The 25,320-nt window shown below is 42.2% G+C and carries 27 protein-coding genes; 12 read left to right on the forward strand and 15 right to left on the reverse strand.

Annotated features, from left to right (window positions below; translation table 11 throughout):
* Nucleotides 1–13: 13 nt before the first annotated feature.
* Nucleotides 14–1,198, reverse strand: coding sequence for a signal recognition particle-docking protein FtsY (ftsY, locus tag VSA01S_RS15025; RefSeq protein ID WP_039980949.1), 1,185 nt, complete (start codon nt 1,196–1,198; stop codon nt 14–16).
* Between the two features lie 219 nt (nt 1,199–1,417).
* Between ftsY and rsmD the strand changes: the two genes are divergently transcribed.
* Together rsmD and VSA01S_RS15035 are read left to right on the forward strand one after the other, a co-directional pair.
* Nucleotides 1,418–2,017 (forward strand): 16S rRNA (guanine(966)-N(2))-methyltransferase RsmD, encoded by a 600-nt coding sequence (gene rsmD, locus VSA01S_RS15030; RefSeq protein ID WP_039980948.1) that lies wholly within the window; start codon nt 1,418–1,420, stop codon nt 2,015–2,017.
* 25 nt (nt 2,018–2,042) lie between these two features.
* Nucleotides 2,043–2,309, forward strand: coding sequence for a DUF1145 domain-containing protein (locus VSA01S_RS15035; RefSeq protein WP_039980947.1), 267 nt, complete (start codon nt 2,043–2,045; stop codon nt 2,307–2,309).
* Nucleotides 2,310–2,392: 83 nt separating this feature from the next.
* On the opposite strand, the gene VSA01S_RS15040 is transcribed toward VSA01S_RS15035, so the two are convergent.
* Entirely contained in the window at nt 2,393–3,031 is a 639-nt protein-coding gene (locus VSA01S_RS15040; protein WP_039980946.1) for a lysoplasmalogenase family protein, read from the reverse strand.
* Between the two features lie 876 nt (nt 3,032–3,907).
* Nucleotides 3,908–4,273: a hypothetical protein gene (locus VSA01S_RS15050; RefSeq protein WP_039980945.1), complete on the reverse strand. Its 366-nt coding sequence runs from the start codon at nt 4,271–4,273 to the stop codon at nt 3,908–3,910.
* Nucleotides 4,274–4,511: 238 nt separating this feature from the next.
* Between VSA01S_RS15050 and VSA01S_RS15055 the strand changes: the two genes are divergently transcribed.
* Both VSA01S_RS15055 and VSA01S_RS15060 read left to right on the forward strand, forming a co-directional pair.
* Nucleotides 4,512–4,841 (forward strand): DUF2500 domain-containing protein, encoded by a 330-nt coding sequence (locus VSA01S_RS15055; protein ID WP_039980943.1) that lies wholly within the window; start codon nt 4,512–4,514, stop codon nt 4,839–4,841.
* A gap of 341 nt (nt 4,842–5,182) precedes the next feature.
* Complete coding sequence (locus tag VSA01S_RS15060) at nt 5,183–5,662, forward strand: cystatin domain-containing protein (protein ID WP_039980941.1); 480 nt, start codon at nt 5,183–5,185, stop codon at nt 5,660–5,662.
* Nucleotides 5,663–5,748: 86 nt separating this feature from the next.
* On the opposite strand, the gene arsJ is transcribed toward VSA01S_RS15060, so the two are convergent.
* The 4 genes from arsJ to rhtB form a co-directional block, all read right to left on the reverse strand.
* Entirely contained in the window at nt 5,749–6,978 is a 1,230-nt protein-coding gene (arsJ, locus tag VSA01S_RS15065; RefSeq protein WP_039980983.1) for an organoarsenical effux MFS transporter ArsJ, read from the reverse strand.
* 187 nt (nt 6,979–7,165) lie between these two features.
* Nucleotides 7,166–7,669: a cyclin-dependent kinase inhibitor 3 family protein gene (locus VSA01S_RS15070; protein WP_039980939.1), complete on the reverse strand. Its 504-nt coding sequence runs from the start codon at nt 7,667–7,669 to the stop codon at nt 7,166–7,168.
* Between the two features lie 10 nt (nt 7,670–7,679).
* Nucleotides 7,680–8,681 (reverse strand): ArsJ-associated glyceraldehyde-3-phosphate dehydrogenase, encoded by a 1,002-nt coding sequence (locus VSA01S_RS15075; RefSeq protein WP_039980937.1) that lies wholly within the window; start codon nt 8,679–8,681, stop codon nt 7,680–7,682.
* Between the two features lie 240 nt (nt 8,682–8,921).
* The gene (gene rhtB / locus VSA01S_RS15080) at nt 8,922–9,539 is read right to left on the reverse strand and encodes a homoserine/homoserine lactone efflux protein (protein ID WP_039980935.1); all 618 of its coding nucleotides are present in this window, start codon (nt 9,537–9,539) and stop codon (nt 8,922–8,924) included.
* 65 nt (nt 9,540–9,604) lie between these two features.
* Here rhtB and VSA01S_RS15085 point away from each other — a divergent pair, with 65 nt between their 5' ends.
* A complete protein-coding gene (locus VSA01S_RS15085) occupies nt 9,605–10,603 on the forward strand; it encodes an alpha/beta fold hydrolase (RefSeq protein WP_039980933.1) in 999 nt (332 codons plus the stop codon).
* Nucleotides 10,604–10,750: 147 nt separating this feature from the next.
* The gene (locus VSA01S_RS15090; RefSeq protein WP_039980931.1) at nt 10,751–11,575 is read left to right on the forward strand and encodes a Cof-type HAD-IIB family hydrolase; all 825 of its coding nucleotides are present in this window, start codon (nt 10,751–10,753) and stop codon (nt 11,573–11,575) included.
* Nucleotides 11,576–11,623: 48 nt separating this feature from the next.
* Here the strand turns inward: VSA01S_RS15090 and VSA01S_RS15095 are convergent, their stop codons facing one another.
* Nucleotides 11,624–12,103 carry an EVE domain-containing protein gene (locus VSA01S_RS15095; RefSeq protein ID WP_039980981.1) on the reverse strand — a complete coding sequence of 160 codons (480 nt, stop codon included), beginning with the start codon at nt 12,101–12,103 and terminating at the stop codon, nt 11,624–11,626.
* 110 nt (nt 12,104–12,213) lie between these two features.
* Between VSA01S_RS15095 and VSA01S_RS15100 the strand changes: the two genes are divergently transcribed.
* Entirely contained in the window at nt 12,214–12,831 is a 618-nt protein-coding gene (locus tag VSA01S_RS15100; RefSeq protein WP_039980930.1) for a tRNA-uridine aminocarboxypropyltransferase, read from the forward strand.
* A gap of 87 nt (nt 12,832–12,918) precedes the next feature.
* On the opposite strand, the gene yigB is transcribed toward VSA01S_RS15100, so the two are convergent.
* The 6 genes from yigB to lptM are packed head-to-tail and all read right to left on the reverse strand — an operon-like array spanning nt 12,919 to nt 17,545.
* Entirely contained in the window at nt 12,919–13,641 is a 723-nt protein-coding gene (gene yigB, locus VSA01S_RS15105) for a 5-amino-6-(5-phospho-D-ribitylamino)uracil phosphatase YigB (protein WP_039980928.1), read from the reverse strand.
* Between the two features lie 9 nt (nt 13,642–13,650).
* Complete coding sequence (gene xerC / locus VSA01S_RS15110) at nt 13,651–14,586, reverse strand: tyrosine recombinase XerC (RefSeq protein ID WP_039980926.1); 936 nt, start codon at nt 14,584–14,586, stop codon at nt 13,651–13,653.
* Nucleotides 14,549–15,280 carry a DUF484 family protein gene (locus tag VSA01S_RS15115; protein WP_039980924.1) on the reverse strand — a complete coding sequence of 244 codons (732 nt, stop codon included), beginning with the start codon at nt 15,278–15,280 and terminating at the stop codon, nt 14,549–14,551. The genes xerC and VSA01S_RS15115 overlap by 38 nt, the downstream gene beginning before the upstream one ends.
* Nucleotides 15,274–16,104: a diaminopimelate epimerase gene (gene dapF / locus VSA01S_RS15120; RefSeq protein WP_039980922.1), complete on the reverse strand. Its 831-nt coding sequence runs from the start codon at nt 16,102–16,104 to the stop codon at nt 15,274–15,276. Before dapF ends, VSA01S_RS15115 begins: the two co-directional genes overlap by 7 nt.
* A gap of 10 nt (nt 16,105–16,114) precedes the next feature.
* Nucleotides 16,115–17,368, reverse strand: a complete 1,254-nt coding sequence (gene lysA, locus VSA01S_RS15125; RefSeq protein ID WP_039980921.1) for a diaminopimelate decarboxylase — start codon at nt 17,366–17,368, stop codon at nt 16,115–16,117.
* A 60-nt stretch (nt 17,369–17,428) separates the two neighbouring features.
* Nucleotides 17,429–17,545, reverse strand: a complete 117-nt coding sequence (lptM, locus tag VSA01S_RS20630) for an LPS translocon maturation chaperone LptM (RefSeq protein ID WP_039980919.1) — start codon at nt 17,543–17,545, stop codon at nt 17,429–17,431.
* A gap of 74 nt (nt 17,546–17,619) precedes the next feature.
* Between lptM and cyaY the strand changes: the two genes are divergently transcribed.
* On the forward strand, nt 17,620–17,934 hold the full coding sequence (gene cyaY / locus VSA01S_RS15135; protein ID WP_039980917.1) for an iron donor protein CyaY: 315 nt from the start codon (nt 17,620–17,622) through the stop codon (nt 17,932–17,934).
* Between the two features lie 62 nt (nt 17,935–17,996).
* Here cyaY and VSA01S_RS15140 read toward each other — a convergent pair whose 3' ends face one another.
* Nucleotides 17,997–20,525 carry a class I adenylate cyclase gene (locus VSA01S_RS15140; protein ID WP_039980915.1) on the reverse strand — a complete coding sequence of 843 codons (2,529 nt, stop codon included), beginning with the start codon at nt 20,523–20,525 and terminating at the stop codon, nt 17,997–17,999.
* Between the two features lie 344 nt (nt 20,526–20,869).
* Between VSA01S_RS15140 and hemC the strand changes: the two genes are divergently transcribed.
* The 4 genes from hemC to VSA01S_RS15160 are packed head-to-tail and all read left to right on the forward strand — an operon-like array spanning nt 20,870 to nt 24,943.
* Nucleotides 20,870–21,808: a hydroxymethylbilane synthase gene (gene hemC / locus VSA01S_RS15145; protein ID WP_039980913.1), complete on the forward strand. Its 939-nt coding sequence runs from the start codon at nt 20,870–20,872 to the stop codon at nt 21,806–21,808.
* Nucleotides 21,809–21,810: 2 nt separating this feature from the next.
* Nucleotides 21,811–22,542, forward strand: coding sequence for a uroporphyrinogen-III synthase (locus VSA01S_RS15150; RefSeq protein ID WP_039980912.1), 732 nt, complete (start codon nt 21,811–21,813; stop codon nt 22,540–22,542).
* 17 nt (nt 22,543–22,559) lie between these two features.
* Nucleotides 22,560–23,762, forward strand: a complete 1,203-nt coding sequence (locus VSA01S_RS15155; protein WP_039980910.1) for a uroporphyrinogen-III C-methyltransferase — start codon at nt 22,560–22,562, stop codon at nt 23,760–23,762.
* A complete protein-coding gene (locus VSA01S_RS15160; RefSeq protein WP_039980909.1) occupies nt 23,762–24,943 on the forward strand; it encodes a heme biosynthesis protein HemY in 1,182 nt (393 codons plus the stop codon). Before VSA01S_RS15155 ends, VSA01S_RS15160 begins: the two co-directional genes overlap by 1 nt.
* Nucleotides 24,944–25,320: the final 377 nt, after the last annotated feature.

Consider the following 25,320-nt stretch of genomic DNA (forward strand, 5'->3'; position numbering starts at 1 on the left):
CTCTCACTCTTAACTACTCTTCTCGGCTAAAAAGAGCATCAATGAACTCTTGAGTTTCAAATGGACGCAAGTCTTCGATCCCTTCACCGACACCAATGTAGCGCAGTGGGATTTCAAACTGATCGGCAAGCGCGAAGATCACTCCACCTTTTGCTGTTCCATCAAGTTTAGTCAAGGTAATTCCTGTAAGCGGAGCAACATCACTAAACAATTTGGCTTGGCTAATGGCATTTTGACCCGTACCCGCATCAAGCGTGAGCATAATTTCATGCGGCGCAGAGTCGTCAATTTTTTTCATGACTCGCACAATTTTACGCAGCTCTTCCATCAAGTTCGCTTTGTTCTGCAAACGCCCTGCGGTATCGGCGATCACAACATCCACACCACGCGCTTTAGCCGCTTCAATCGCGTCATAGATCACTGACGCACTATCCGCTCCAGTATGCTGAGCAATAACAGGAACCTGATTACGCTCTCCCCATACTTGCAATTGTTCAACGGCAGCAGCTCGGAAAGTATCCCCTGCAGCAAGCATGACTTTTTTACCTTGATTTTGGAATTGTTTGGCAAGTTTACCGATGGTCGTGGTCTTACCTACCCCGTTAACTCCGACCATCAAAATCACATAAGGTGTCTTGCTCGTGTCAATTTCAAGCGGTTGTTCTACCTTAGCGAGAATGTCTGCCATCTCTTCTTTCAACAAACCATACAATGCTTCACCATCTTTTAAATCACGATGTGACGCTTTCTCTGTCAGGTTATTGATGATTTTCGCTGTTGTATCCATACCGACATCGGCAATCAGCAGTTGCTCTTCCAGTTCTTCAAATAAATCATCATCAATTTTTTTACCGCTAAACAGGCCAAAGAAGCCAGCACCAATATTGGCTTTGGTACGGCTCAGGCTGCGCTTCAAACGAGCAAAAAAGCTTTCGGTCGGTTTCTCTTGCTCTTGCACTCGAGGAGAAAGATTTTCTTGCTCGATAGGCTTGACTTGTTCAGTTTCAACAACCTCAACCGCTGCAACTGGCTCTGAGCTGTCTGCTGTGGCTTGGTTTTCCTCTCGCGACTTGTCGTCAGCCGTTGTTTGTTCAGCCTTCTCTGGTAAAGCAGACTCTTCTTGTTTTGATTTTTGGCTTGGTTCTTCATCACCAAAGCCTAGCCACGAAAGTAATCCGCGCTTTTTCTTTTCCGTCATTAGGGGCTATCCTAGATTGTCTTTTTGTCTATTAATGACTCTTTTCTAACAAGATGGCTCTGTCAGAAAAGCAATAAGCAAAGTTTTCCAAACGTGACTAAGAGATAAATCTCATCGTATTAATGTTACACTCTGCCATCTTCAATATTCTGGGCTATACCCAAGCTTACAGCCTGAGTGATTGGGTATAGTATCACTTTATTAGCGGTCAAAAAATCTATGGTAAAACGTCGCCAGCAAAACTCATCACAAAAAAAGCCCACCAGCGGCTTTGTACGCATCATTAGTGGTCTATGGAGAGGCAGAAAACTCCCTGTCCACGACGCAGAAGGTTTGCGTCCCACTACGGATCGCGTCAAGGAAACACTCTTTAATTGGTTAGCCCAAGACGTACCACAGGCGAAATGCCTCGATTTATTTTCAGGTGCCGGCAGCCTTGGCTTTGAATCCGCTTCTCGACAAGCCGAGCATGTCACTATGGTAGAACTGAACGCCCAAGCATTTCAACAACTACAGAAAAATGTTACGACTCTAAAAGCCACCAATATTGAACTCATTCAGAACGATGCGCTTCAGTTTTTACAGCAGCCTGCGACCCCATATAATGTTGTCTTCATCGATCCTCCATTTCGTAAAGGGCTACTCGATGAGACGATCGATTTGCTAGAGAAGCAAGGCTGGCTAGCCGCTGATGCCATGATCTACATCGAAACAGAAAAAGAACTGGATATTACAACGTTGCCGAATAATTGGCACTTACACAGAGAAAAAACAGCGGGCCAGGTCAGTTTCCGCTTATATCAACGTTCATCTGATTAGCATACGACATTAAAAGGATAGTTAAATGAAAGCATTATTGATACTTGCCAAGGCAGCCATTGCCTTTGTCTGGTTTGTTTTACTCCTGAATATCTTTATCCCTTTCCCCGGTAAAGCCGCCATCGCATTATACATTATGACTGCTTTCTTATTTATGATGCATGGACTACAAATGGCGATTTTCATCGGTGCGTTCGGCGATAAAATTAAGATGAGTACCTGGGAGAAATATTCCATCCTTGTGTTTGGTATCTTCGCTTTACTTGATATTCGTCGTAAACATATGATCTAAAAATAAACAGCCGCTACTCAATTGAGTAGCGGCTTTTGGCTAATGAACGACAGTAAACCTACCTCTTACACGGCAGACATTCGCTAAATCGATGAAGAAACACCGGATGCAACAATAAGAGCATGACAAAGCAAATAACTGCCATTAACCCAAAGACTGATAGTCTTATTCATTTTCCGACAGTCATACAATGCATAGCCAAGAGCTGAAGCAATCATGACTAAAGTGCCACCAAAACCCAACGCACTAGAATAACTGGGCATTTGCAGCCACACCTCTCCCGCGACCCAAGCCATTTGAACCAGCATAACGCCCATAATAGCAACAGGAAGTAATAACGCATCAAGTCGGGGTAATAAAAGGAAGAAAGCCACGATACTGGCAGATAATAGTAAAGCTAACAGCCACCAAATCACTTCACCATTTAACTGCACCCAAAAGGCTTTGCTATAGCATACCTGAGCAAGTAAGTAGCCAGTAAAATACAATGCTTTTAAGAACCGGCCTGATTTCAATGAATGTAGCATGTCAGCAAGCATAAATGTTACCAACCCACCTGCGATCCAGTCAGTGTGATCTGCTGAATTTCCTGCTGTTAAAATAAGCACCAACAGCAAAGCTAATGTTAAAAGCTTAAAGATCTGGGCTTGCCTAAAGTTTGCTTGCTTGGTCCCAAGAACAGAATATAACCCTGACAAACCGATCGCTAACCAACTCCACATTTTATCATACCCTTCACTTATCCACGCGCTAGTCTAGGTAGACTAACCTTGATGTAAAGATATTATCAACGAAAGTTGGATCTAGATAGCGAATCATAAGCTTGATTCATTGACCTCTAACCTGACACAACTTTTCACTCCAACCAATATAATTCATAGTAATTTGCCTAATTCTGAGGCCTAAAACATTAAAAAAAACCACTTAGATATCGCTTACTAGAATTTAAAACCAAATTCATATAACAAGTAAGTCAGACACAATCAAAGTAAAATAAAAAAACATCAAAAACATAGACTTATCGAAAGATAACCACTCTAAAAAAAGAAGAGGGACAATATATACTTACAAAAAGTCCTTAGATATTTAATCGGAGGGAGTACAAATCACTAACATTTCAACTCTTCATCTAAAAAAAATGATATTTAATGACACTTATGAGCACTTGAAATGAATAACTACCAAAATCCACAAAATAAAACAAAACCCAAAAGCAGAAAATAAAAAAACAAAATAAAATAAAATAAAAACAAACACATAAGATAAAAAATAGTGTAAAAAACAAACAAGATCATTTATCAAACACCTCAAAAAACACTGTTTCTTATCGTAATAAAGCTTAAAAACCCACAGAAAAATCGAATTTAAAATACTTTCAACTAAATGTTGACCAAAAAGTCAAAAAAGTGATACATTGGTTATATTACGTTCATCAAGAATTTTAGAGGTAGTGTTATGATTTCATCTTCTCAAAAACAAGGGCTGGTTATGATTGCAGTGGTTATGGGTTTAATGACACTGCCAATGATGTACTAAACAATTTGTTATAAAAAGGGACGCACTTGCGTCCCTTTTTTGCCTTTCACCGTCATTTATTACTACAAATGCTTCATTAACAAGTCCCAATGCATGTAATAGAATCCAAGTGCAGCTAGCGTAATAGCAATCATCAATAAAATTGCTGTTCTCCAAATAAAACGAGCACTCCTAGGTGTCAGTTCTTTTTCACATACATCGCACGCATGCAAAAAGTCTTTTCTATTATCCAACTTGTAGTCTTCTTCATGCACAACTTTATTTCGCACAGTCGCAATAAAGCGGAGCTTTGAAATCACATCATGTGGTAAGCGGTCTTCACAGCTAGTAACCATTTGATGTAATCCCTTACCTTCTGCGTGATATTGGGTACGTAGAAGCTTTTCAAGCCTACGGGTGCGCATAACCACTTTTTCAATATCTGACATCGCAACCCTCCTTGGTTACTATTACTATTATTGTCATTTCATTCTTCTATAAATTAAGCACTTTTCGGCTTATTCTGAATAGCTGCCTTTTATGTTTCACAATTCAGAACTCACAAAGTGTGAAGCATATCGAATAATACCAACAACACTTTTACTGGATCACGAATAAGCCACCTTACCCCATTATCAACTCATAGAATACGGTAAAATGAGGTTAATCAAATCATGGGAGGTTATTATGCCAATTTCACTCATTCTGGCCTTACTCACCCTTATTGCAGCTGGTACTTGGATTTTCTTCCAGCTCTATAACAAACATTACTTTGGTAACAATGCCCCAGAGAAAAAAGCTAAAGTGACCATATTAGATAAGCAAGCAATAGTCTTGCCAGAAACTCAGCCCGGCCAAGAAGATCAACAATATTGGATTTATGTGCAACGTGGGATGATGGGTCCTAAACGTGAATTTCAGGTCGGCATTCACTACTACCAGTCACTCATACCTGGAGATAAAGGACTGCTCACCTATCGTGGAGACAAGTTTTTACATTTCGCTTTAGAACGTTAAGGCACCAGCCACCGAATCTTAGCTGAGAGAGGTAGCCAATAACTCATCACTAAGGCTCCCAAAATACTAATCAATACCCAAGGTAAAGGTTGCCTATACGGGATGTGCAGAAAACCATAAAGCCAGCTTTTCCACTTTATCTTTCTGCATATAGAGAAATATTCCACAACGAAATTTAACGAGATAACTACGTTGGTTGATTCCTATCTTATCGATCTTACCCAACAATTTACGCTAAAAAGTTGTATAAATGAGATTCACGCCCTAAGATTTTTGTTTTAAACATGATTATAGACTCACACCTTTAATCTATTGAGCCGCTGATATTAAGAGAGATCATAATGAAAAAAAACTTGTTAGCCTCACTGGTTTGTATTGTTGCGCTGGTTGGTTGTGATAAGAAACAAGATGTCATGATAGAGACACCTACTCAAGCCACCAGCGAAGCCCAGCAAAAAATAGAAGTCGCGGCAGAAGAAGCCATGGCGGAGACACCACAACAATGGGAAGAGTCGCATTTGACCAAAGATCTCACCAAGCCCAATCCCATCTGCGGCGATAAGAATCTAGCAGGGGGCTGGTCAAAGCAGGACCTCTCTCCAGAAGCACAACAAGCGATGGATTTTGTGCTTAACGAAACCAATATGACGCCAGAGTTCAGTGAAATTTTGGATGTAAGAACGCAAATTGTCAGCGGTACGAATTACGCGATTGAATACGAGTTAAAAAATGGCGCGATTTTACACGTGGTCGTTTATCGTCCATTGCAAGGAGAACTACAGATTATTCAGCCTGCTGAGTTAGGCCCTCTTTGCCCATAAGGGCTTGAATATCATGGCTCTAAAATCTGTCAATATCGCGACTAAGCTTTAGACACGCAAGATAGACTGAAGAGCCATGAGCAACATTAGCAAGACTTGGGATGATCTTGTGGAATATGTCTGGGGAGATAAAGAGAAATAATCGCGGTGATGATTAAACAGATAAAAGAAACCCACAAACATGCAGCCAAGCCGGATTGTTGATATACCCAACCTGATAATAACGTTCCGAGTAATCGCCCCATAGCATTGGCCATATAATAAAAACCGACATCCAGTGAGACACCATCCGCTTTCGCATACTCCACAATAAGGTAGGAATGCAAAGAGGAATTAATCGCGAAAACGGCGCCAAATACCATCAAGCCTATGGTTATCACCCATTGAGGCTGCCAGTTAACTTGAACACTGTAGGCAATAAGACCAACGGTACACATCAGCGTAACGGCCCAAATCACCGCAGCACGACCATCCGGAACCGTGCCGTTTAGCCGCCGGGTAATTCGTGGTGCCAGGCCTTGAACAAAACCATATGCAATGACCCAAGCCGCTAAAAAACCAGCAACTTGCAAATGTTCCCACCCAAAGACATTACCAAGATAAATCGGTAACGCAACCACAAACCATACATCTCGTGCACCAAATAAAAACATTCGGGCCGCTGAAAGAATATTAACGGGTTCTGACTTAGAAAATATTTGACGAAAAGGCAGCTTATGTTTCGCTTTGCCCATATCTTTCTCTAACCAAATCAAGCTAAAGATAAATACTGCACTTAACACACTCGCCATCAGCAGCATCGAAGCTTGGAAGCCAAATACGGACAGCAGCAAACCACCGATAAAAAAACCAACCCCTTTCAAAGCATTCTTTGAACCAGTGAGTATCGCTACCCATTTGTAGAGTGTGTGGCTCTGATCATTAGGCACCAGTGTCTTAATCGCACTTTTTGCGCTCATTTTATTAAGATCTTTTGCGACCCCTGACACCGCCTGAGCGACCATAACCCAAGCGACAGTCAACCAAGTACTAGGAACCGCGAGCATGAGCAAAGCACAGACTTGCATAATCAAACCAATATTCATGGTTTTATTTAGCCCTAACCGAGCACCTAGCCAACCGCCAATTAAATTCGTTACTACACCAAAAAGCTCATAAAAGATGAATAAGGAGGCAACCGCGAGGCTTGAATATCCTAATTGATGAAAGTAAAGCACCACTAACATCCTTAACGCACCGTCAGTCACAGTAAAGTTCCAGTAATTAAAAGTGACTAACATATATTGGCGAATGCTTTTGCTCAGTTTTTCCATCATGACCCCATTACGTACAGCCTGACAAGCATTTGGATCATGGAAAACCAAATGCTTTCTGAACGTACTTGTTAATATAAAAACAAAAATAAAGACAATTACAATCAATAACTTGATTCAAATAGCCTTTTAGTTGATTAAGCGAGTTGCTACCTTTACAACCAATTAGATCATCATGTACCAAATGCGATTAGAGCTGTACAGCTTGCTTTGCAATACACTTTATGTAATCAAGCTGGCTTGGCTTTTGGAATGCATTGGGACGTAGAGTTTGAATTTCTTCAATCACTTTTGGTAACGCCCAACCCTTTTCTAAAAGTATGTGTGCAGCAAGAATACCAGTACGGCCTGATCCTCCCATGCAATGCAAGACCACTTTTCCTCCTTGGTTCAGCACGCCATGCAACTCATCATTGATTTGTTGCCACTTCGCTGTAAAAACCTGATCAGGAGCACAATCGTCTTCAATTTCAATTTGAAACCATTTCATTCCTAATTGGCCAACCATATCACCCAATGCTGATACTTGTTTTTCTGCTAGCTCATGGTCATCAAGAGCCGTAACAACCGCCACGGCTCCTTGGCTTTTCAGCTGCTGTAGCGAGGTTGATAAATCTGCATCTTTTGTCCCAGGACATGGAGTCAAGATAAGGCTTCCGGTTGTGAGATCGAGTTGCCATGTAGGGTGTGTCATTGTGTACTCCTTATGCTTTACCGACTTTCAGAACTAATTCTGCGGTTCGAGTTGCGTAACCCATTTCATTATCATACCAAGCATATATTTTCACCATCCGAGAGCCCACCATCATGGTAGATTGCGCATCAATGACTGTTGAACGCTGGTCACCTTTGTAATCGATAGACACTAAAGGACGCTCTTCATAACCCAAGATGCCCTTTAGCTCACCTTGCGATGCTGTTTTGAGTAAAGCATTGACTTCCTCAACGGTTGTATCGCGTTTTACATCAAAAATGATGTCAGTCAGCGAAGCATTCGCCAAAGGTACTCGTACGGCATGGCCATTAATTTTACCTTTCAGTTCTGGAAAGATTTCCACGATAGCACTCGCACTGCCAGTGGTGGTTGGAATTAAACTCATACCACATGCACGAGCTCGACGGAGGTCTTTATGAGGAGCATCCAAAATAGTCTGTGTATTGGTTAAGTCATGAATGGTAGTAAACAGTGATTGTTCAATACCCAGCGCTTCATTAATCACCTTGACTACCGGTGCAATACAGTTAGTTGTACAAGAAGCCGCCGTTACAATTCGATGTTGCTCTGGGTCAAATACATGGTCATTGACTCCAACTACAATATTGGCAATCCCTTCTTCTTTCACCGGAGCGCTAACAACGACACGTTTTACACCCTGCTGTAAATATTGATTAAGCAAAGAGGTTTTACGATGAACGCCCGTTGCTTCTATGACCACATCACACTGTCCCCAATTAACGGCATTAATATCACGCTCTTTTGAAGTCGCAATACGTTGGCCATTAATCATTAATGATGTGCCTTCAACAGTGACTTCATGATGCCAACGTCCTTGGACGGAATCGAATTCAAGTAAGTGCCCTAGAGCTTCTGTATCTCCTGCAGCATCATTAATATGCACAAACTCCAATTCTGGCCAATCAAATGCAGCACGCAGTGCTAAACGTCCTATTCGGCCAAAGCCATTAATTCCAACCTTAATTGTCATCACTCCACCTTAACACTCATCAAATCTATATATGGAAAACCATATATATCTTAATTTAGTGTATGCCGTCAAGACCTAGGCTCTAGTGTCATGAAAGATTAATAACAGTGCCGAAGCACTCAATAATTAAGTATCAAAATAGCAATGTGATTCAGGGATTCATCACTGGATATCAAGAGAGAAAAGCCAATGATTTTAATCCACTGGCTTGTATTGAAGAGTTGGTTGAATAGCGCTTACTTAATACTTCACTGAAGCTAATAGAGCACCACAGCCAATAAACATTGAGCCAAAGATCTTATTCATCCTACTCATTATTTTCTCCGAGCGAACGACGCCACCAATTTGAGAAGCTAAAAAGGTATAACCAAGCATGACAAATCCATCAATGATTACTGTCGTGAACCCCAAAATTAGTAATTGCGTCATCTGATTGGCATATGGGTCAATAAACTGTGGAAACAACGCAACGAGAAACACGATCGATTTTGGGTTGGTCAAATTGATTAGAATTGCTTTGTAAAATAAGGCTCGACTTGAAATTGATTTTTCTATTTGAACAGCTTCTAAAGTCGAGCTTGTTCGCCATTTTTGAATGCCAAGCCACAGCAAATAAGCAGCGCCAAGCCATTTCAGGATATTGAAAAGGGTTGCAGATTGTGCCACAAGAACACCAATCCCAGCGCCAACCAAAAGAATGTGAATGGCTAAACCAATTTGTAGTCCAACAATGGCGCTCAATGAACGACGCATCCCATAAGCTAAACCATTGCTGACCGAGTTCACCATACCAGAGCCAGGCGCTAAGCTAAAAATTATCGCTGTCGCCAGATAAGCAAGCCAAACATGTGTATCCATTGCATTTCCTTTATAATTCTTCGAATATAGTTCATTCTAATCGTGTTCATTTAGGCAACCCATCCATGACAACTCCTGCTACACCTTTGAAAAGCTCTCAAGAAAATTTGTTCAAGCAAGCCATTTCCGGCCCAATTGCAAATCTGTGGCACACTCGCCAAGAGGGCTTTATCAAAGGCGTTGAGAAGAAAAAAATTTACTGGTGCAAGCTTACGCATCCTAAGCATGACAAAGCCGTGTTTATCGTCAATGGCCGAATTGAATCCGTCTGGAAGTATCAAGAGCTCTTTTATGATTTTTATCGACAAGGCTATGATGTCTATTCCTTTGATCACCGGGGACAAGGTTTATCAGATCGGCTCTTAAAAAATACTGATGTAGGTCACGTCTACGAGTTTGATGATTATATTAAAGACATGGCATCCGTCATTGAGTATTTTGATTTGTCCGATTACCAGCATCGGACAATGCTCTCACATTCAATGGGAGGTGCCATTGCAACACGTTATTTGCAAACTCATCCCACACATCTCTTTAATGGATTAATTTTAAGTTCACCAATGTTTGGCATCCAACTTCCTTGGTACCTGAGCCCTATCGCTCTCCCTGTGTGCCAGATCTTGGCAGCTTGCTCACCACAGGCCAGTTATGCCCCAGGTCAGAAAGCCTACTATGCAAAGCCTTTCGATGATAATCCATTGAGTCAAAGCTATGAACGCTACCATTGGTTTCGCCAATTATACCAAGATAAACCCGAGTTACAGGTTGGTGGGCCAAGTAAGCGCTGGGTCTGGCAAGGGCTAATAGCTGCAAAACAATGTATTTTGCTCACCCGCCAACTCACTTTGCCAGTCTTATTACTCCAAGCCGGTAGCGATCGTATTGTCAGCAATACTGCCCAAAAGAAGTTTATCGACAAACTTAGCAAAACGAACGCTCGCGTCGAATTCGTTTCAATTGCGGGCTCACAACACGAGGTCCTCTTTGAACAAGATCAATATCGTAATCAGGCGCTCAACAAACTCTTTACTTTTATGCGTAATATTGAGCAAAAAGAAGATTAAAGAGGAAATATAACATCGGTAATTTACCCTCTTATTCTGGCTCATTTTGCAGTAAGCTTGGGTTTATTTACCATTACTCACGTCATACTAAGTAAAGCGATGACCTGCAGTAACTTCAGACAATTTAGCATTATTGATGAGGGCTTCATGAGCACATCGCTACCTTGCAAATCGATCACTAAGATCGTTGCTTCCGATTTAGACGGCACTCTATTAGCGCCTAACCACAAATTAAATGCCTATTCGAGAGAAACGCTCAGAGCATTACATGACAAAGGATATACCTTTATCTTTGCGACAGGCCGTCACCATGTTGATGTTGCTAGCATTCGCCACAGTGTTGGTATTCCCGCTTACATGATCACTTCTAATGGCGCACGAGTACACGACCAAAATGATCAACTCATTTACAGTCAAAATATTCCTGAAAATCTCATTCAAGGCGTGATCGACACGATCAAACTGGATCCGGAAATACTTATCCACATGTATCAAAATGACGCTTGGTTACTCAGCCAAGATGATGAGCAACTGCGTGATTTTCATGAAGCATTTACCTATACGCTATTTGATAAAAACCAAGCGCCACAAAAAGGAGTTGCTAAGATTTTCTTCACTCACCCTGGCGAAGATCATGAACACCTCGTCAAATTTGAAAACAAACTTAAACAACAGTTTGGTCAACAATTAAATATCGCATTCTCAACACCATGGTGCTTAGAAGTGATGGCTGCCGATGTATCGAAAGGCAGCGCGTTAAAAGCAATTGCAGAGTCGCTCGGTCAAACATTAGAAAACTGCATCGCATTCGGTGACGGCATGAATGATGTAGAAATGTTATCGATGGCAGGAAAAGGCTTGGTCATGGCAACCGCCCATGAAAAGGTCTTTAAAGCATTACCAAATAATGAGGTGATTGGCAGCAACGCTGATGATGCTGTTGCGCACTACCTAAGTGAACATTTGCTTTAATAGGTAAGTAAGGAGCACATTGAGATAGACGCTTTGTGCTCCGCAAAATTACACCAAGCGACGCTGACTCGGGAGACATTCTTTACCGAGGATCGCTGTCCATTCTTGTTCACTGACAGGCATTATCGACAATCGACTGCCTCTTTTAACTAATGGCATCTTCTCTAGTTCTGGCATCGCCTTCATCACTGACAGTGGAATAATACGCGCCGTTTTTCTGACAAACTCAATGTCAACCATCACCCAACGAGGGTTATCAACGGAGGATTTAGGATCGTAATAATCGCTTTCTGGGTCAAACTGAAAATGATCTGGGTAAGCTTCCTTAATAACCTTAGCAATACCCGCAACCCCAACTTGCTTACAAGAGGAGTGGTAAATCAGTACCAGGTCTCCGCATTTGATCTCATCTCTTATCATGTTACGTGCTTGATAATTACGTACGCCTTCCCAACAAGAGACATTTTGCACGCGAAGTGTATCAATTGAAAAAGTGTCAGGCTCTGTTTTAAATAACCAGTATGCCATAATATCATTCCTATAGAGGTCGATTGTGAAAGCAGCAATAGCAAGATGATATTGAACACCTAAGCTACAGTCAGCCAAAATATAACCCATAAAGTAAAGGAACACTCACCATGGCTCAAGCTTGTTCTCAGTGCGGCTTTAAATTCAATTGTTACTGCACTTTGACCCCAGCCTTGAATAGTCAACATTCACTTATTTTGCTCACCCATCCCAACGAACAAAATCGAGCAAGCAACACGGGCAAGTTACTCATTCAGTGCCAGCTAAATGCCGAGCAAGTGATTTGGGATAGACAAACGCCCCCCGCTTTACTATGGAAAAAATTGACCGATCCGAGTATTTTCCCTGTGTTGCTTTTCCCAGCAGAAAACAGCCTTGAACTCCCTCAAGTGATGCAGCATAGTGAAGAATCACATCGAGTACCGCTCTTTATCATCCTTGATGCAACGTGGCAAGAAGCCAGAAAAATGCTTAATAAAAGCCGCTGGTTAGAGTCCATTCCGACAATGACATTAAATACTCAAGCGGACTCTCAATATTCTTTACGACGTAATCAACAAACGGGTAATTTATGTACGTTTGAAATCTCTGCTGAACTATTAAGCCAGTTAGGTGAAGAAAAAAACCATCAACTTATGCAGGATTTTTTCCAACAATATTTGTCTCGATTTCAAGCAGAGAAAAGTGGCCACCCGTTAAAGGACGCCCCGCCTAATCAACGCCTTTAATTCTATTCATTGACGGTAAGACAAACTATTTATCGAAGATAAAAAAACGGTTTATCAACTGAAAACAAGTAGTTTCACGTGAAACCATTAGCCTTCGACTAGCCTAGCCAAAGAAGCCAGTTGACTTACTTCCATATCAGGTAACAAGCCCCCATGGCATAACGAGCGAATCTGATAACCTGTATTATTTAACCAACAACTCGCAAAATTAGCCGATATCGCCCCTTTGACATCGGAGATAAGATGATCACCAACATGAAGAATATTATCAGCAGGTAAAGCCAAGAATTGTTGTGCTTTTTGAAACATATCTTTGTCTGGTTTTGCCGCCCCATCAGGACCTGCTCGCAAAATATACTGAAAATAAGGCGTTAAACCAATTTTTTTACAGTCAACGTTCCCGTTGGTAATCGCAACCAACGGCACCTTTTCAGCTAGGGTCTGCAATAACGCAATATTCTCTGGAGCGATGGTTACTCGATTTCGCCACTCTAGCGCCAGCTCAACAGCTTGTTGCGCGATCTGATTTGCCTGAAGCGATGAGTAGCCTTGAGATAAGAAGACCGCTTGAATCTGCACGAAACGAAGTAACGTCACATCATGTTTAAGAGCGGGCTTTTCTTGTAATAGACGGCGCTTGACCACACGCCAATCTTCCGCACTCATCTGCGCGACGACCGGATAGTGCTCTTTAAACCAAGCAAGCAGTTCCTGCTCCATTTTTACAATGACGGCAACGTTGTCATACAAAGTGTCATCGAGATCAAACGTGATGGCTTTAATCGTCTTAATACTGCGATAAAACTTCACAACAGGGCCTCAGCTTTCTTGTTTCTTGCGTGCTCTAGGATGAGCTTGATCGTAGACATCAGCAAGGTGTTGAAAATCCAAATGAGTATAAATCTGGGTAGTAGAAATATTCTCGTGTCCTAAAAGCTCTTGTACCGCGCGTAAATTTTGGCTCGATTCCAACATATGTGTTGCGAAGGAATGGCGTAATTTATGTGGGCTAATATGGCTGGCTACTGACTGCTTCTGCCCCCATTCAGCCATACGTTTTTGTACGCTACGAACCGAAATTCGTGTCCCTAATTTAGAGACAAACAAAGCAGCCTCATCAGCCGAAGCAAGCTCATTTCGGACCTTTAGCCACTGTCCCAGCCACTCTGTAGCCATCCCGGAAAAGGGAACTTTGCGTTCTTTATCGCCTTTACCAATAACACGCAATTCACCGCTGCGTAGTTTGACATCTCGCACATCGATACTGATCAATTCGGCAAGCCGCAATCCAGCACCATACATCAATTCCATCATTGCGCGATCTCGTATCGCAAGTGGGTCACTCTCGCTGACCTCAAGCAACTGGTGCATTTCATCTACATCCAAGTTTTTAGGCAGTGGGCGTTTTTTTCGAGGTGCAGACACACCTTTCGCGGGGTTTGCAAGTAATTCACCGCGTAAAACCAAGAAATTAAAAAAGCTACGCAAGGATGATAAGCGCGTCGCTAAACTGCTGGCTTTCATGCCATCACGCATCCCTTTACCAGCAATTTGACGAACCCATCCAGCATCCACTTGAGCCCAGTCTTTCACTCCCATATTGGCTAAATGCTGCGCCATTGTCTCAAGCTGCTGCTTGTAATTGCGCTGAGTGTGTAAGCTAAGCTCTTTTTCGCTACGTAGGTATTCGTAGAAATGCTCCAACGGCTTTTGCAAACTACTTGGTAAAGGAAGATTCTGTACTGTTATCGTCATCTTGATGCCATGCGAGTGTCTGAACGAGGTGTGTCACTACTAATGATAGATGACGTAAAAACAACGTGTCCATATCTGGTTGAAAATGACCACCATCTTCACTTGCAAATACAAGTAAGCCCAGTGGCGTTTTATGGCCAAGCGGTAAAACGACGTATGAACCCATTTCAGGAACCAATACATCTCCAAATAACGCCTCGCGATCAACTTTTCTTAAACGCCCCAAGTACGCTTCTTTACCATTAAGATGGTTGGTAGCAAAGCGTTGATAGTCTTCTTGCTTAAGCGCAGGCATGCTCTCATTGGCGTTGAGTAAACGAAGGTAAGCCGTGAGACCTAATTCTTTCGCCTTACGTTCAATCGCCATAATGACCTGATTCACATGACAGCACTTTAATAACTGCCCTTGTAGGTCCATGAATTCGTAGAACGTTCTATCATTTTTTGCGGCCAATGACATGAAAGCTGTGATCTCTTCTTCTAGCTCTTCAATGCGCTGGCGCTGACGATTCATTTGAACGTGCACCAATGACACTGCGCCTAAATCAGCATGAGGCAGCGACAACCGTTCTACCAGCTCAGGACGTTGGACAAAGAAATCGGGGTTATCGCGTAAGTATTCTGCAACAATTTCTGCCGTCATGGCATCGCCTTGAACTGGCTGCGATTGATTTTCCTTACCTTCAATTAGCATGAGAGTTGCCCATCAAATACGTGAGTAGCAGGTCCAGTCATAAAAAGAGATTTACCCAGGCCTTGCCATGAGATTGAAAGCTCTCCTCCAGGTAGAGAAACTTTAACGGTCTCATCTAATAAACCTTGTAAAATACCGATCGCAACCGCCCCACAAGCGCCACTACCACACGCTTGAGTTTCACCTGCTCCACGCTCATGCACTCGTAGACGAATATGCTGACGATTAACAACTTGCATAAAGCCAGCATTAACGCGTTCTGGAAAACGTTCATGAGATTCAAGTAAAGGCCCCAAGTTTTCTACATCGGTGCTATCGACATCCTCAACCACGGTGACGACATGCGGATTACCCATGCTTACGGCACCGCAGAACAATGTTTTATCACCCACACGCATAATGTAGGTTTTTTCTTTTTGCTTCGCTTTGAAGGGGATTTTATTCGGCTCAAACTCGGGTATCCCCATATTGACCGTCACCGTGCCTTCATCCTCAATATCAAGAACCATTTTTCCTTTTTTGGTGCTCACGCTAATGCTGTATTTATTGGTTAAGCCTTTCAAGCGCACAAAGCGAGCAAAACAACGTGCACCATTGCCACATTGTTCTACCTCACTACCATCTGCATTAAAAATACGGTAGTGGAAATCAGTTTCAGGATCGTACGGTGCTTCAACCAAAAGCAATTGGTCAAAACCAACACCAGTATGACGATCCGCCAAACGACGGATTAAATCTTGCGAAAAAAACATATTTTGGGTAATGCAGTCAACAACCATAAAGTCATTGCCCAAGCCATGCATTTTGGAAAAATGGAAGTGCATTTGTCGTGTATTACTCCGGTAAAATTTGTTCCAACTGCCACAAATGCGTCAGTTCTTCACGTTGACGGACAACATGGTGCTGATTACCATCAACCATCACCTCTGCCGCTCGAGCTCGCGTATTGTAATTCGAAGACATCACAAAGCCATAGGCACCAGCAGAACGAACCGCGAGTAGATCACCTTCTTGTAGTGCCAGTTCACGATCTTTACCTAAGAAGTCACCGGTTTCACAGATAGGCCCAACCAAATCATACAGCTGTACTTCACCTTGGCGCGGAACAACGGGAACAATATCCTGCCAAGCCTGATAAAGCGCCGGTCGCATGAGATCATTCATCGCCGCATCAATAACAGCAAAGTTTTTATGTTCTGTGTGTTTGAGAAACTCAACTCGCGTCAGCAAAATACCCGCGTTAGCAGCAATCGCTCGACCTGGTTCAAAAATCAGTTCAAGGTCCTGATGGTTGGCCAAACGATCAAGCAAAGCCTTAGCATAATCTGCAGGCTGAGGAGGTTCTTCATCACGATAGACCACACCAAGACCGCCGCCAACATCTAGGTGACGAATATGGATACCTTGTGCCTTCAAGTCATCAATCAGTGCCAAAAGACGATCGGTTGCGTCAATGAAAGGCTCAATCTCCGTCAGCTGAGAACCGATATGACAATCAATGCCTTGAACGTTTAGGTTTGATAGGCTTTGAGCAAACTTATATACCGCCGGCGCGCGATCAAAGGCGATACCAAATTTATTATCACGCAGACCCGTCGAAATGTAAGGATGTGTTTTTGCATCGACATCTGGGTTAATTCTTAGCGAAATCGGGGCAATCACACCGAGCTCGGCTGCAACTTTGTTCAAGCGCTCAAGTTCTGGTTCTGATTCCACGTTAAAGCATTTTATGCCCAGCTCTAGCGCACGTTTCATCTCTGCCAGTGTTTTCCCCACACCTGAGAACACCACCTTCTTAGCATCACCACCCGCCGCAATAACACGTTCAAGTTCACCACCCGATACAATATCAAAGCCGGATCCTAAACGCGCCAATGCATTCAAAACACCTAGGTTAGAGTTAGCTTTTACTGCGTAACAAACAAGATGAGGATGTTGACCCACAGCCCTATCAAACGCATTCCAATGACGCTCTAACGTAGCGCGAGAGTAAACATAAAGAGGCGTGCCATGCTGCTCGGCAAGATCTTGAAGTGAGACGTCTTCAGCCCAAAGCTGGCCATCATCCTGATAGTTAAAATAGTCCAAAGTATGCTTCCCTTAATTAATTCGATTGCTTCCCCGTGAAACAACATTCGGGGTGAGTTATTATTGTGCTTGTTCAGTCTGCTGAGCATCATCTGGAATATACAACGCACCTGATTGACCACAGCCGACCAAAGTCGTAGCGACGAGCATTCCCAACACCATGAGTAGTTTTTTCATTTTGCATATCGTGATTATTGAATCAATGCCCTCTATAATCGCACCACACTCAAGAAAAGCAATAGGGTAAAAGGATGAACGATACCGAATTTCATCAACAAGTAGACACACAACTGCAAATCATCGAAGAAGCCATAGACGAATCTGGCGCGGATATTGATTACGAAGTGTCAGGCAATGTTATGACACTAGAGTTTGAAGACCGCAGCCAAATTATAATCAATCGTCAAGAACCCATGCATGAGATCTGGTTGGCATCAAAGTCAGGAGGCTTTCATTTTAAGCAGATCGATGGTCAGTGGATATGTTCCAAAACATCTATGGTGCTATTTGATATGGTCAAAGAAGAGTGTGAAAAGCACGCTGGTGAAGCGATAAATTGGGCGTAATTTAGAGCTATAACAATAAATATTGCCGATAATAAAAAAGAGCACATCATGCTCTTTTTTATTTAAACACTTACAGTTTTAGGAGTTGATGCTGAAGAAGTACTATCGTTTCGATAAGGAATAATGTGTGTATTCCCTTCCGCTGGATGAATGATTTGGTAGTATTGAGGCAAGTTAAAGTTAACACACTGCGATACGACCTGATTATTATCTTTAACTGCAGTGTAAAAGCCGTTAACTGATGCAATCATCTCATCTTTCGTACCACTAAACTGATGATAAACTTCAACTTGATTGCTCTCATTCAGCACATAGATATTAAAGCCCTTTTCTGTATCTTCAAAGAAAAACTGGACCAGACCTTCACTAGCAAAACCGTCAACCACCTCTGGTAGCTGGAACTCTTGTTCTCGATCTAACATCAATAAAGGTGAACCTTTAAGCTTATTGGTCGAAATACTGCGATAAAACTCCACCGGGTTCTCCAGCTTTTGAACAGACACACCTCGACGCTCAAAGAAAAGCCCATAAGTTTGACGACCAAGATGCATTGCTTTGAAACGACGGCGCTTTTCTGGTTCAACAGGCTTCAAGCGCAAATCAATACACTCTGCGAGCAGTTGATACACTATATTACGCATAATTCCACGCATATTTTTCGCATAGCAAAAGACATCTACGGATTCAGGAGGAAGCGCATCTTGATGCATTTTGCCCAAGATGGTCTTCAAAGCATCTAAAATGGCTGTTTCACCTTGAAAATGCAACGTTCGAACTTCATGCCATGAATTACGGTACACAAGGTCGACACTACCGACTAAATTCATCTGCTCAGGACCAAAACTAAATATGTCCGTACTTTTTACTTCAGCTCTAAGCATTCGACCAGATAAGTCGACGGTCGGATCATGCTCAAAGTTAATAAACATAGCAAGCTGGCTTATTTCACATGGACTGGCTAAAGCTTCCATCGTTGGACGGCGTTTACGCAATGAAAAGGTATTACGTAAGTCCCCCACCATTTGATAGAGCTTATCAATATCGAGTTGTGCTTCACGTACTACGGCGTGTAGATAGGTTGATTCGGTAATCAAGCCATTAAAGAATGCCCAAGAAACTAATTTACTCAGGTATTCATGGTGTTCCAAAAATGGCTGTCCAAGAATACGGTGCGCATCTAGTGGCTGCTTGTACAAATACCATCCAGACTTATTAACGCCACTTTCTTGAACTTCAATAAAACTAAGGTCAGACTCATGCAAGTCTGGTGATATTTGAGGGTTTAAAAGTGTCACTTTACCTGGCAATACCTCAAAAGCCGCGTATAATTTGCGCGCTAAAATACTAATATCTTGTGGACTGATCGCTGACGTGATGTCATTGCGGCGTGCAAACTGAATTAAATTACGATAACTCTGCATCAAAGCATCTAAGAGCGCATGATGAACAAGTTTGACTTGTTCAACTTTCCAATTGCGTCGGTCATCAAGTTCTGCGACAACTTTAAGATCCCAATGCCACTGGTTAATCATTTCACTCAATGCTTCACGACGCCAAGCGACAGAGCCCGTATCAGGCTCACGTGATAACTTTTCATGTGTTTTGAGATAAAAACAACGGCGTACAAGGTCCAAACGTGTCTGATCCTGAATACGCTCTAAATAGCGTGTGACCTTCTCAAGCATTAAGTAATACGTATCCATACCGTATAAGTCCGGCTCATCAGCAAAAAAACGGCGTTTAGTGTCGAGACTCAACAACTGCGTATTCGGGTATTCCCATGAATAAGCCTCGAGTAAAATCGCTTTCAATACTGATTTATACGGCGAATCGATACTTTTATACAGTTGCCACAAGTTAGAGCCAAAATACTCTTCCGCTGGAATGCGATTCAACTGACCAAAGTCGATCCATTCATCGCACCTTAAATTTCCATCATCACACAACTGAGCAACGTACTCATCATAACATTCTTCCATCTCTGGAGGGACGATCTGCCATAATAAACGTTGTCCTGCCAAGCGTACTGCTGAACGATAAAATTCATCAAGCAATAGTAAATGCTGGGAAGAGCCACAGTTATCACCTGTCATTTGTTCAGAGTAGTTACTGCGAAAGCGATCTTCATCCATCAGAAAAAAGTTTGCTTCAACACCTTGTGCCTGTGCCCAATCAGTAATAGATACACACTTCTTATTTAAAGACTCACGCCGTGCAGCACTCATAGCCGGAGAAATACATACCCAAATATCTAAATCACTTGAAGTGCTTTGGCCAATCGAGGAAGTACTACCCATAGTATACAGCCCAAGAATGTCTGCATGGTTTACCGTTTCAATAGCTGCAGTATTCTCGCCAATAAACACATCAATAAGCTGTTGCTGCACCGAATTAAGTTCAAAACCAAATACGCCATGTGGGACATTTTCATCAATAAAACCAGGAAGGCTGAGGTGATTAAAATTCAACAGAGCGGGAATCAGGTGAAAGACTTGCTGGCTTTGCGAACCCATAAGCGCCAACGCACGATCTATGCGCTGCTGGTTGAGGTTATCTAATCGCTGAATAAGTTTTTGAGTGTAAGCCTGCAAGGGAAGTTCCTTGGTTGAACAGTCATGAAATCTGCTGATGTTTTAAGCCACATTGACCAAAAAACGTGATCAATTTAACACTTTTACTAAGATTGGTAAAGATTACTGCTCATAAATAGTTTGATTTAAGGTCTCCATACCAATCACAAATTAACAATGTGCTAGCGTCACTTGCTATTACTAATACATAATAACCCGACTGAGTTTAAATGAGAATCTAATCACACTATTTTCACAATATAAAAGTATTCCATTTTCGAAACTAAGAGAACATTAACTAACATTAAAACTTTCCTCCGTTGAGTGGTAGGATAAAACTAAATCACAACAATATTGAGAAGATCATGACACAACCTAAGCCTATTCGTATCGCGACGCGTAAAAGCCCCCTTGCTTTATGGCAAGCTCACTATGTTAAAAATGCTTTGCAAGCCGCTCATCCAGGTCTTGAGGTTGAGCTGGTCACCATGGTCACTCAAGGTGACGTGATCCTTGATACTCCGTTGGCAAAAGTGGGTGGTAAAGGACTCTTTGTCAAGGAGCTTGAAGTCGCCATGCTAGAAGGGCGTGCTGACTTAGCGGTTCATTCAATGAAAGATGTCCCTGTCGACTTTCCAAAAGGATTAGGGTTAGTTACGATCTGTGAACGAGAAGATCCTCGTGATGCCTTCGTTTCAAATAAATTCAGAACCATCAATGATCTTCCACAAGGCGCCACTGTTGGAACTTGTAGTCTTCGCAGGCAATGCCAATTGAAAGCTCACCGTCCAGATTTAGTGATTAAAGAGCTTCGTGGTAACGTTGGTACCAGATTAAATAAACTAGATGCCGAAGAGTATGACGCGATTATCCTCGCCGCAGCAGGCTTAAAACGCCTCAAACTAGACGATCGCATTAGCAGCTTAATCGAACCAGAACAATCACTTCCAGCAGTAGGTCAAGGTGCTGTCGGGATCGAATGTCGCCTTGATGACCAACGACTTCACCAGCTTCTTGAACCTCTCAATCACCCTGACACTGCTGATCGTGTTCGTTGCGAGCGAGCCATGAACCTCACACTGGAAGGAGGATGCCAAGTTCCAATTGGAAGTTACTCTTTATTGGATGGTGATAACATTTGGTTAAGAGCTTTAGTTGGAGAACCTGATGGGAGTCTTATTGTTCGTGGTGAGATCCATGGGCACCGTCAAGATGCAGAAACTCTAGGGGTACAGCTAGCTAATGAGCTTCTGGAAAAAGGTGCGCGCGACATTTTAACCAAACTGTACGCAGACCACGACTAATCATGACAGTCTTGGTCACTCGACCTGGAGAGCAAGGCCAGGAGCTTTGCTCTTTACTCATTAAGCATGGGATTAAAGCGATCCATCATCCATTGATCGCGATTAGCTCAACTCCAGACAGAAAAGCATGGCTGCAGCACATTGATAACGCCAGCATCATAATTGCCATAAGTCAGCATGCCGTTCAATACGCCGAGCAAATCCTAATCAATCACAATAAATCGTGGCCTCAACGAATAATATACCTTGCCGTTGGTCAAAAAACAGCACACTATTTAAGCATATGTACTCAACAAAAAGTACACTATCCTCAGCAGTTCAGTGATAGTGAACATTTATTGCAACTTCCTGAACTCAAACATGTAAAAAAACAAAACGTCCTTATTCTCCGTGGCAACGGAGGTCGTGAGTTAATCAAAGATGAACTCACAAAACGTGGAGCAAAAGTACACTACGGAGAGACATATAAACGAGAGTATGTCCCATTCGACCCGGCAAGCTGTGTGAGTGAATGGGAGAATCAGCAAGTTTCCCAAATTGTCATCACCAGTAGTGAACAATTAACTTATTTATGTGACCCATTAACATCAAAGCAATTAGCTTGGCTAAATCAACGAGAGCTATATCTCCCCAGCCAACGAGTAGCAAAGCTTGCACGTCAAAGGGGCTTTTCTCAGGTAAGGTGTATAGGAAGTGCATCCAACCAAGATTTACTGGCGGCTCTCAAGCCATAGCTAAACAGGATATAGGCATGACAAGTAACCATAACAAACAAAAAAAACTCGACTCAAACTCCTCTTATAATCAGCCGTCAGTATCACCTACTGAAGACCAGACAACAACAATTAAGGCAAAGCCACAAAGTAAGTCGATCAAAGCTGAAGTAAAGCAAAACTCAAACAATCACGGAGGCAAACTTGGTGTTATCGCTATCTTAATCTCACTTGCTTTCGGTGGCGGTCTGACATACAAGCTAGTCAATCAACAAGCCGTATTTCAAAAACAACAAACCGACTATATAACTCGAATCACCAACCTCGAAACTCAATTAAAGACAACGCAAAACAGTATTCAAGAGAAGCTACAAAAAAATAAAGACGAGGTAAAGAAACTGTCTGATAATATTGAGGAACGAACTCACACCTCGCTTAAGCAACAACAAGAAAGTATTAGCAGTCTACAACAAGCGATAACCAGCGTTAATGGAGCACAACCTAAGACTGACGGTTGGCGGCTTGCAGAAGCGGACTATCTAGTCAAACTTGCGGGTAGAAAGTTGTATTTAGAACATAATGTTGCTAGTGCCACTCAACTAATGAAAGATGCCGACCAAAGTATCGCAGCTTTAAATGATCCAAGCTTAATCGATCTTCGCCAGAAAATAGCCGATGACATCGTGCAGCTAAAAATGCTCCCTTTAATCAAACATGAAGACATGATCTTAAAGCTGACAGCACTACAACAACAAGTCGATACATTACCTCTAGCACAGCCAATCCTAGCAAAAGAAGAGACTAAAGAGAGAAAGATCCTGACAGAGGATATCTCAAATTGGCAAGAAAACCTAAAAGCATCACTCAAAGGTTTTGCTGACAACTTCATTACCATAAGAACCTCAGATGAAAGTACGGCTCCATTACTACCACCCAAGCAGCACTTTTATCTCAAAGAAAACCTCAAAGCTAAGTTAGGTGTCGCTATACAAGCCATTTATCAAGAACAAAATGGCATTTATCAAGCTTCTCTGCAAACAGCAAACGACTGGGTAGCGAACTTTTTCAACGAAAACGAGAGTAGCGTAAAAGATTTTCGTAAAGAGCTCAATCTGCTACAGCAACAAAACCTCCAAGTGCAGTACCCTTCGGAGCTCAAGAGTCACCAAGCTCTAAACAGTATCATTAGTAATCGTCTACAACGAGGCATAGCTTCAATGACAAATTCGGAGGGCCAATAATGATACGTTTGACTTTCCTATTTATTGTCCTTGGCTTAGGGTTATATGCTGGAGCTCAGTATGCTGGTGAACAAGGCTACGTTCTAATCTCTACCACGAACAAAACGATAGAGATGAGCCTTACTACAATGGTAATCCTAATTATAGCTACTTTGGCAGGACTCTTTTTAATTGAAAACTTTATAAAAAGCATCATCAGAGTCAGCACTCATTCATTGGGTTATTTTAATATTAGAAAAGTACGCCGAGCTCGTCGCACAACGAATGAAAGTATGATTAAACTGCTTGAAGGTGACTGGAAAAGTGCCGAGAAACTGGCGTTACGTTTTGCAAAGCATCACGATATGCCACTGCTTTGTTATTTGGTGGCATCTGAAGCTGCTCAAGGTAATGGAAATAAAGCCAGACGTGACGAATATTTAGCACTAGCAAGCCAACAGGATAATGCACACCTCGCAGTCGAGCTAACAAGAGCTAAACAGCTTATTAGCGATGGCTCCTATGAATCTGCTTTCGACACATTACAATCGCTTAAAGGGAAATATTCTAATAACACTATCGTGCTCGATTTACTAAAAACGACTTATATCCAGCTGAAACTTTGGCAACCACTGCTCGAGCTTATCCCTGAATTGACTAAAATCGGACAAATTACCAAAGAAGAGCAAACTGAACTACTGCAGAGTGCTCAATGTGGTTTAATGCACGATATAGCAATACAGCAAGGTAGTGAAGGGCTAGCTTCACATTGGAATAGCCTGCCACGTAAAGTGAAACAGAATGTCAATCTTATCGAATGTTTTGCTCGCGAGCTTATTGGCCGAAAAGCTGATAATGAGGCATTTACAATGATAAAAGACACATTAAAAAAACAGCCTACAGAGACACTTTATCATTTACTGACAGAGCTTAGATTAACCGATGACCATCCGGTTATCGTTTTGCTAGAAGGAATTTTAAAGCAAGAGTCAAGCAATGCCGCTGCTCATAGTGCTCTTGCTCATTTCTTGTTCCGCCAAGAAAAATGGCAATTAGCTCAACATCATTTAGAAGCTGCGTTAAAAATTCGCACTGATATTTCTGATTATGCTTTTTTAGCCGATACATTAGAAAAACAGAATCTGAATAAAGCTGCTCACGAGGTTTCTCGCAAAGCATTAGCATTAACCCAAGAGAAATAGCCGTCTCTAGCCTCTATTTTAAGCCGACAGCATCTTGTCGGCTTTTTCTTGCCGATAGGCCAAGTTCCTTGAGCTTGCATCAACACTGAGCACCCTTTAAGGAAAGCCTCAAACACCACTTCTTATGTGCCAACCGTGCATGAATACCAATATGCAGAGTTTCTCCACAACGTCATTGTAGTTCGTAAAATACTGGCTCAAGATAACATTATTCTAATCTTGCTCTATGAGTTCAGCACTAACGTATAGGGAGAAGAACGTGTGAAAGATATAAAGTGTTAGCAGAGAAGGCTTTGGGGCAACTTTCTCATGAACTGAAAATTTCTCATAAGCTAAAAAGTAAAAAGCCGCTGTAAATACAGCGGCTTTTTTAATAG

Origin of the sequence: Vibrio sagamiensis NBRC 104589, assembly GCF_007990935.1 — a bacterium.
GTDB classification, from domain to species: domain Bacteria; phylum Pseudomonadota; class Gammaproteobacteria; order Enterobacterales; family Vibrionaceae; genus Vibrio; species Vibrio sagamiensis.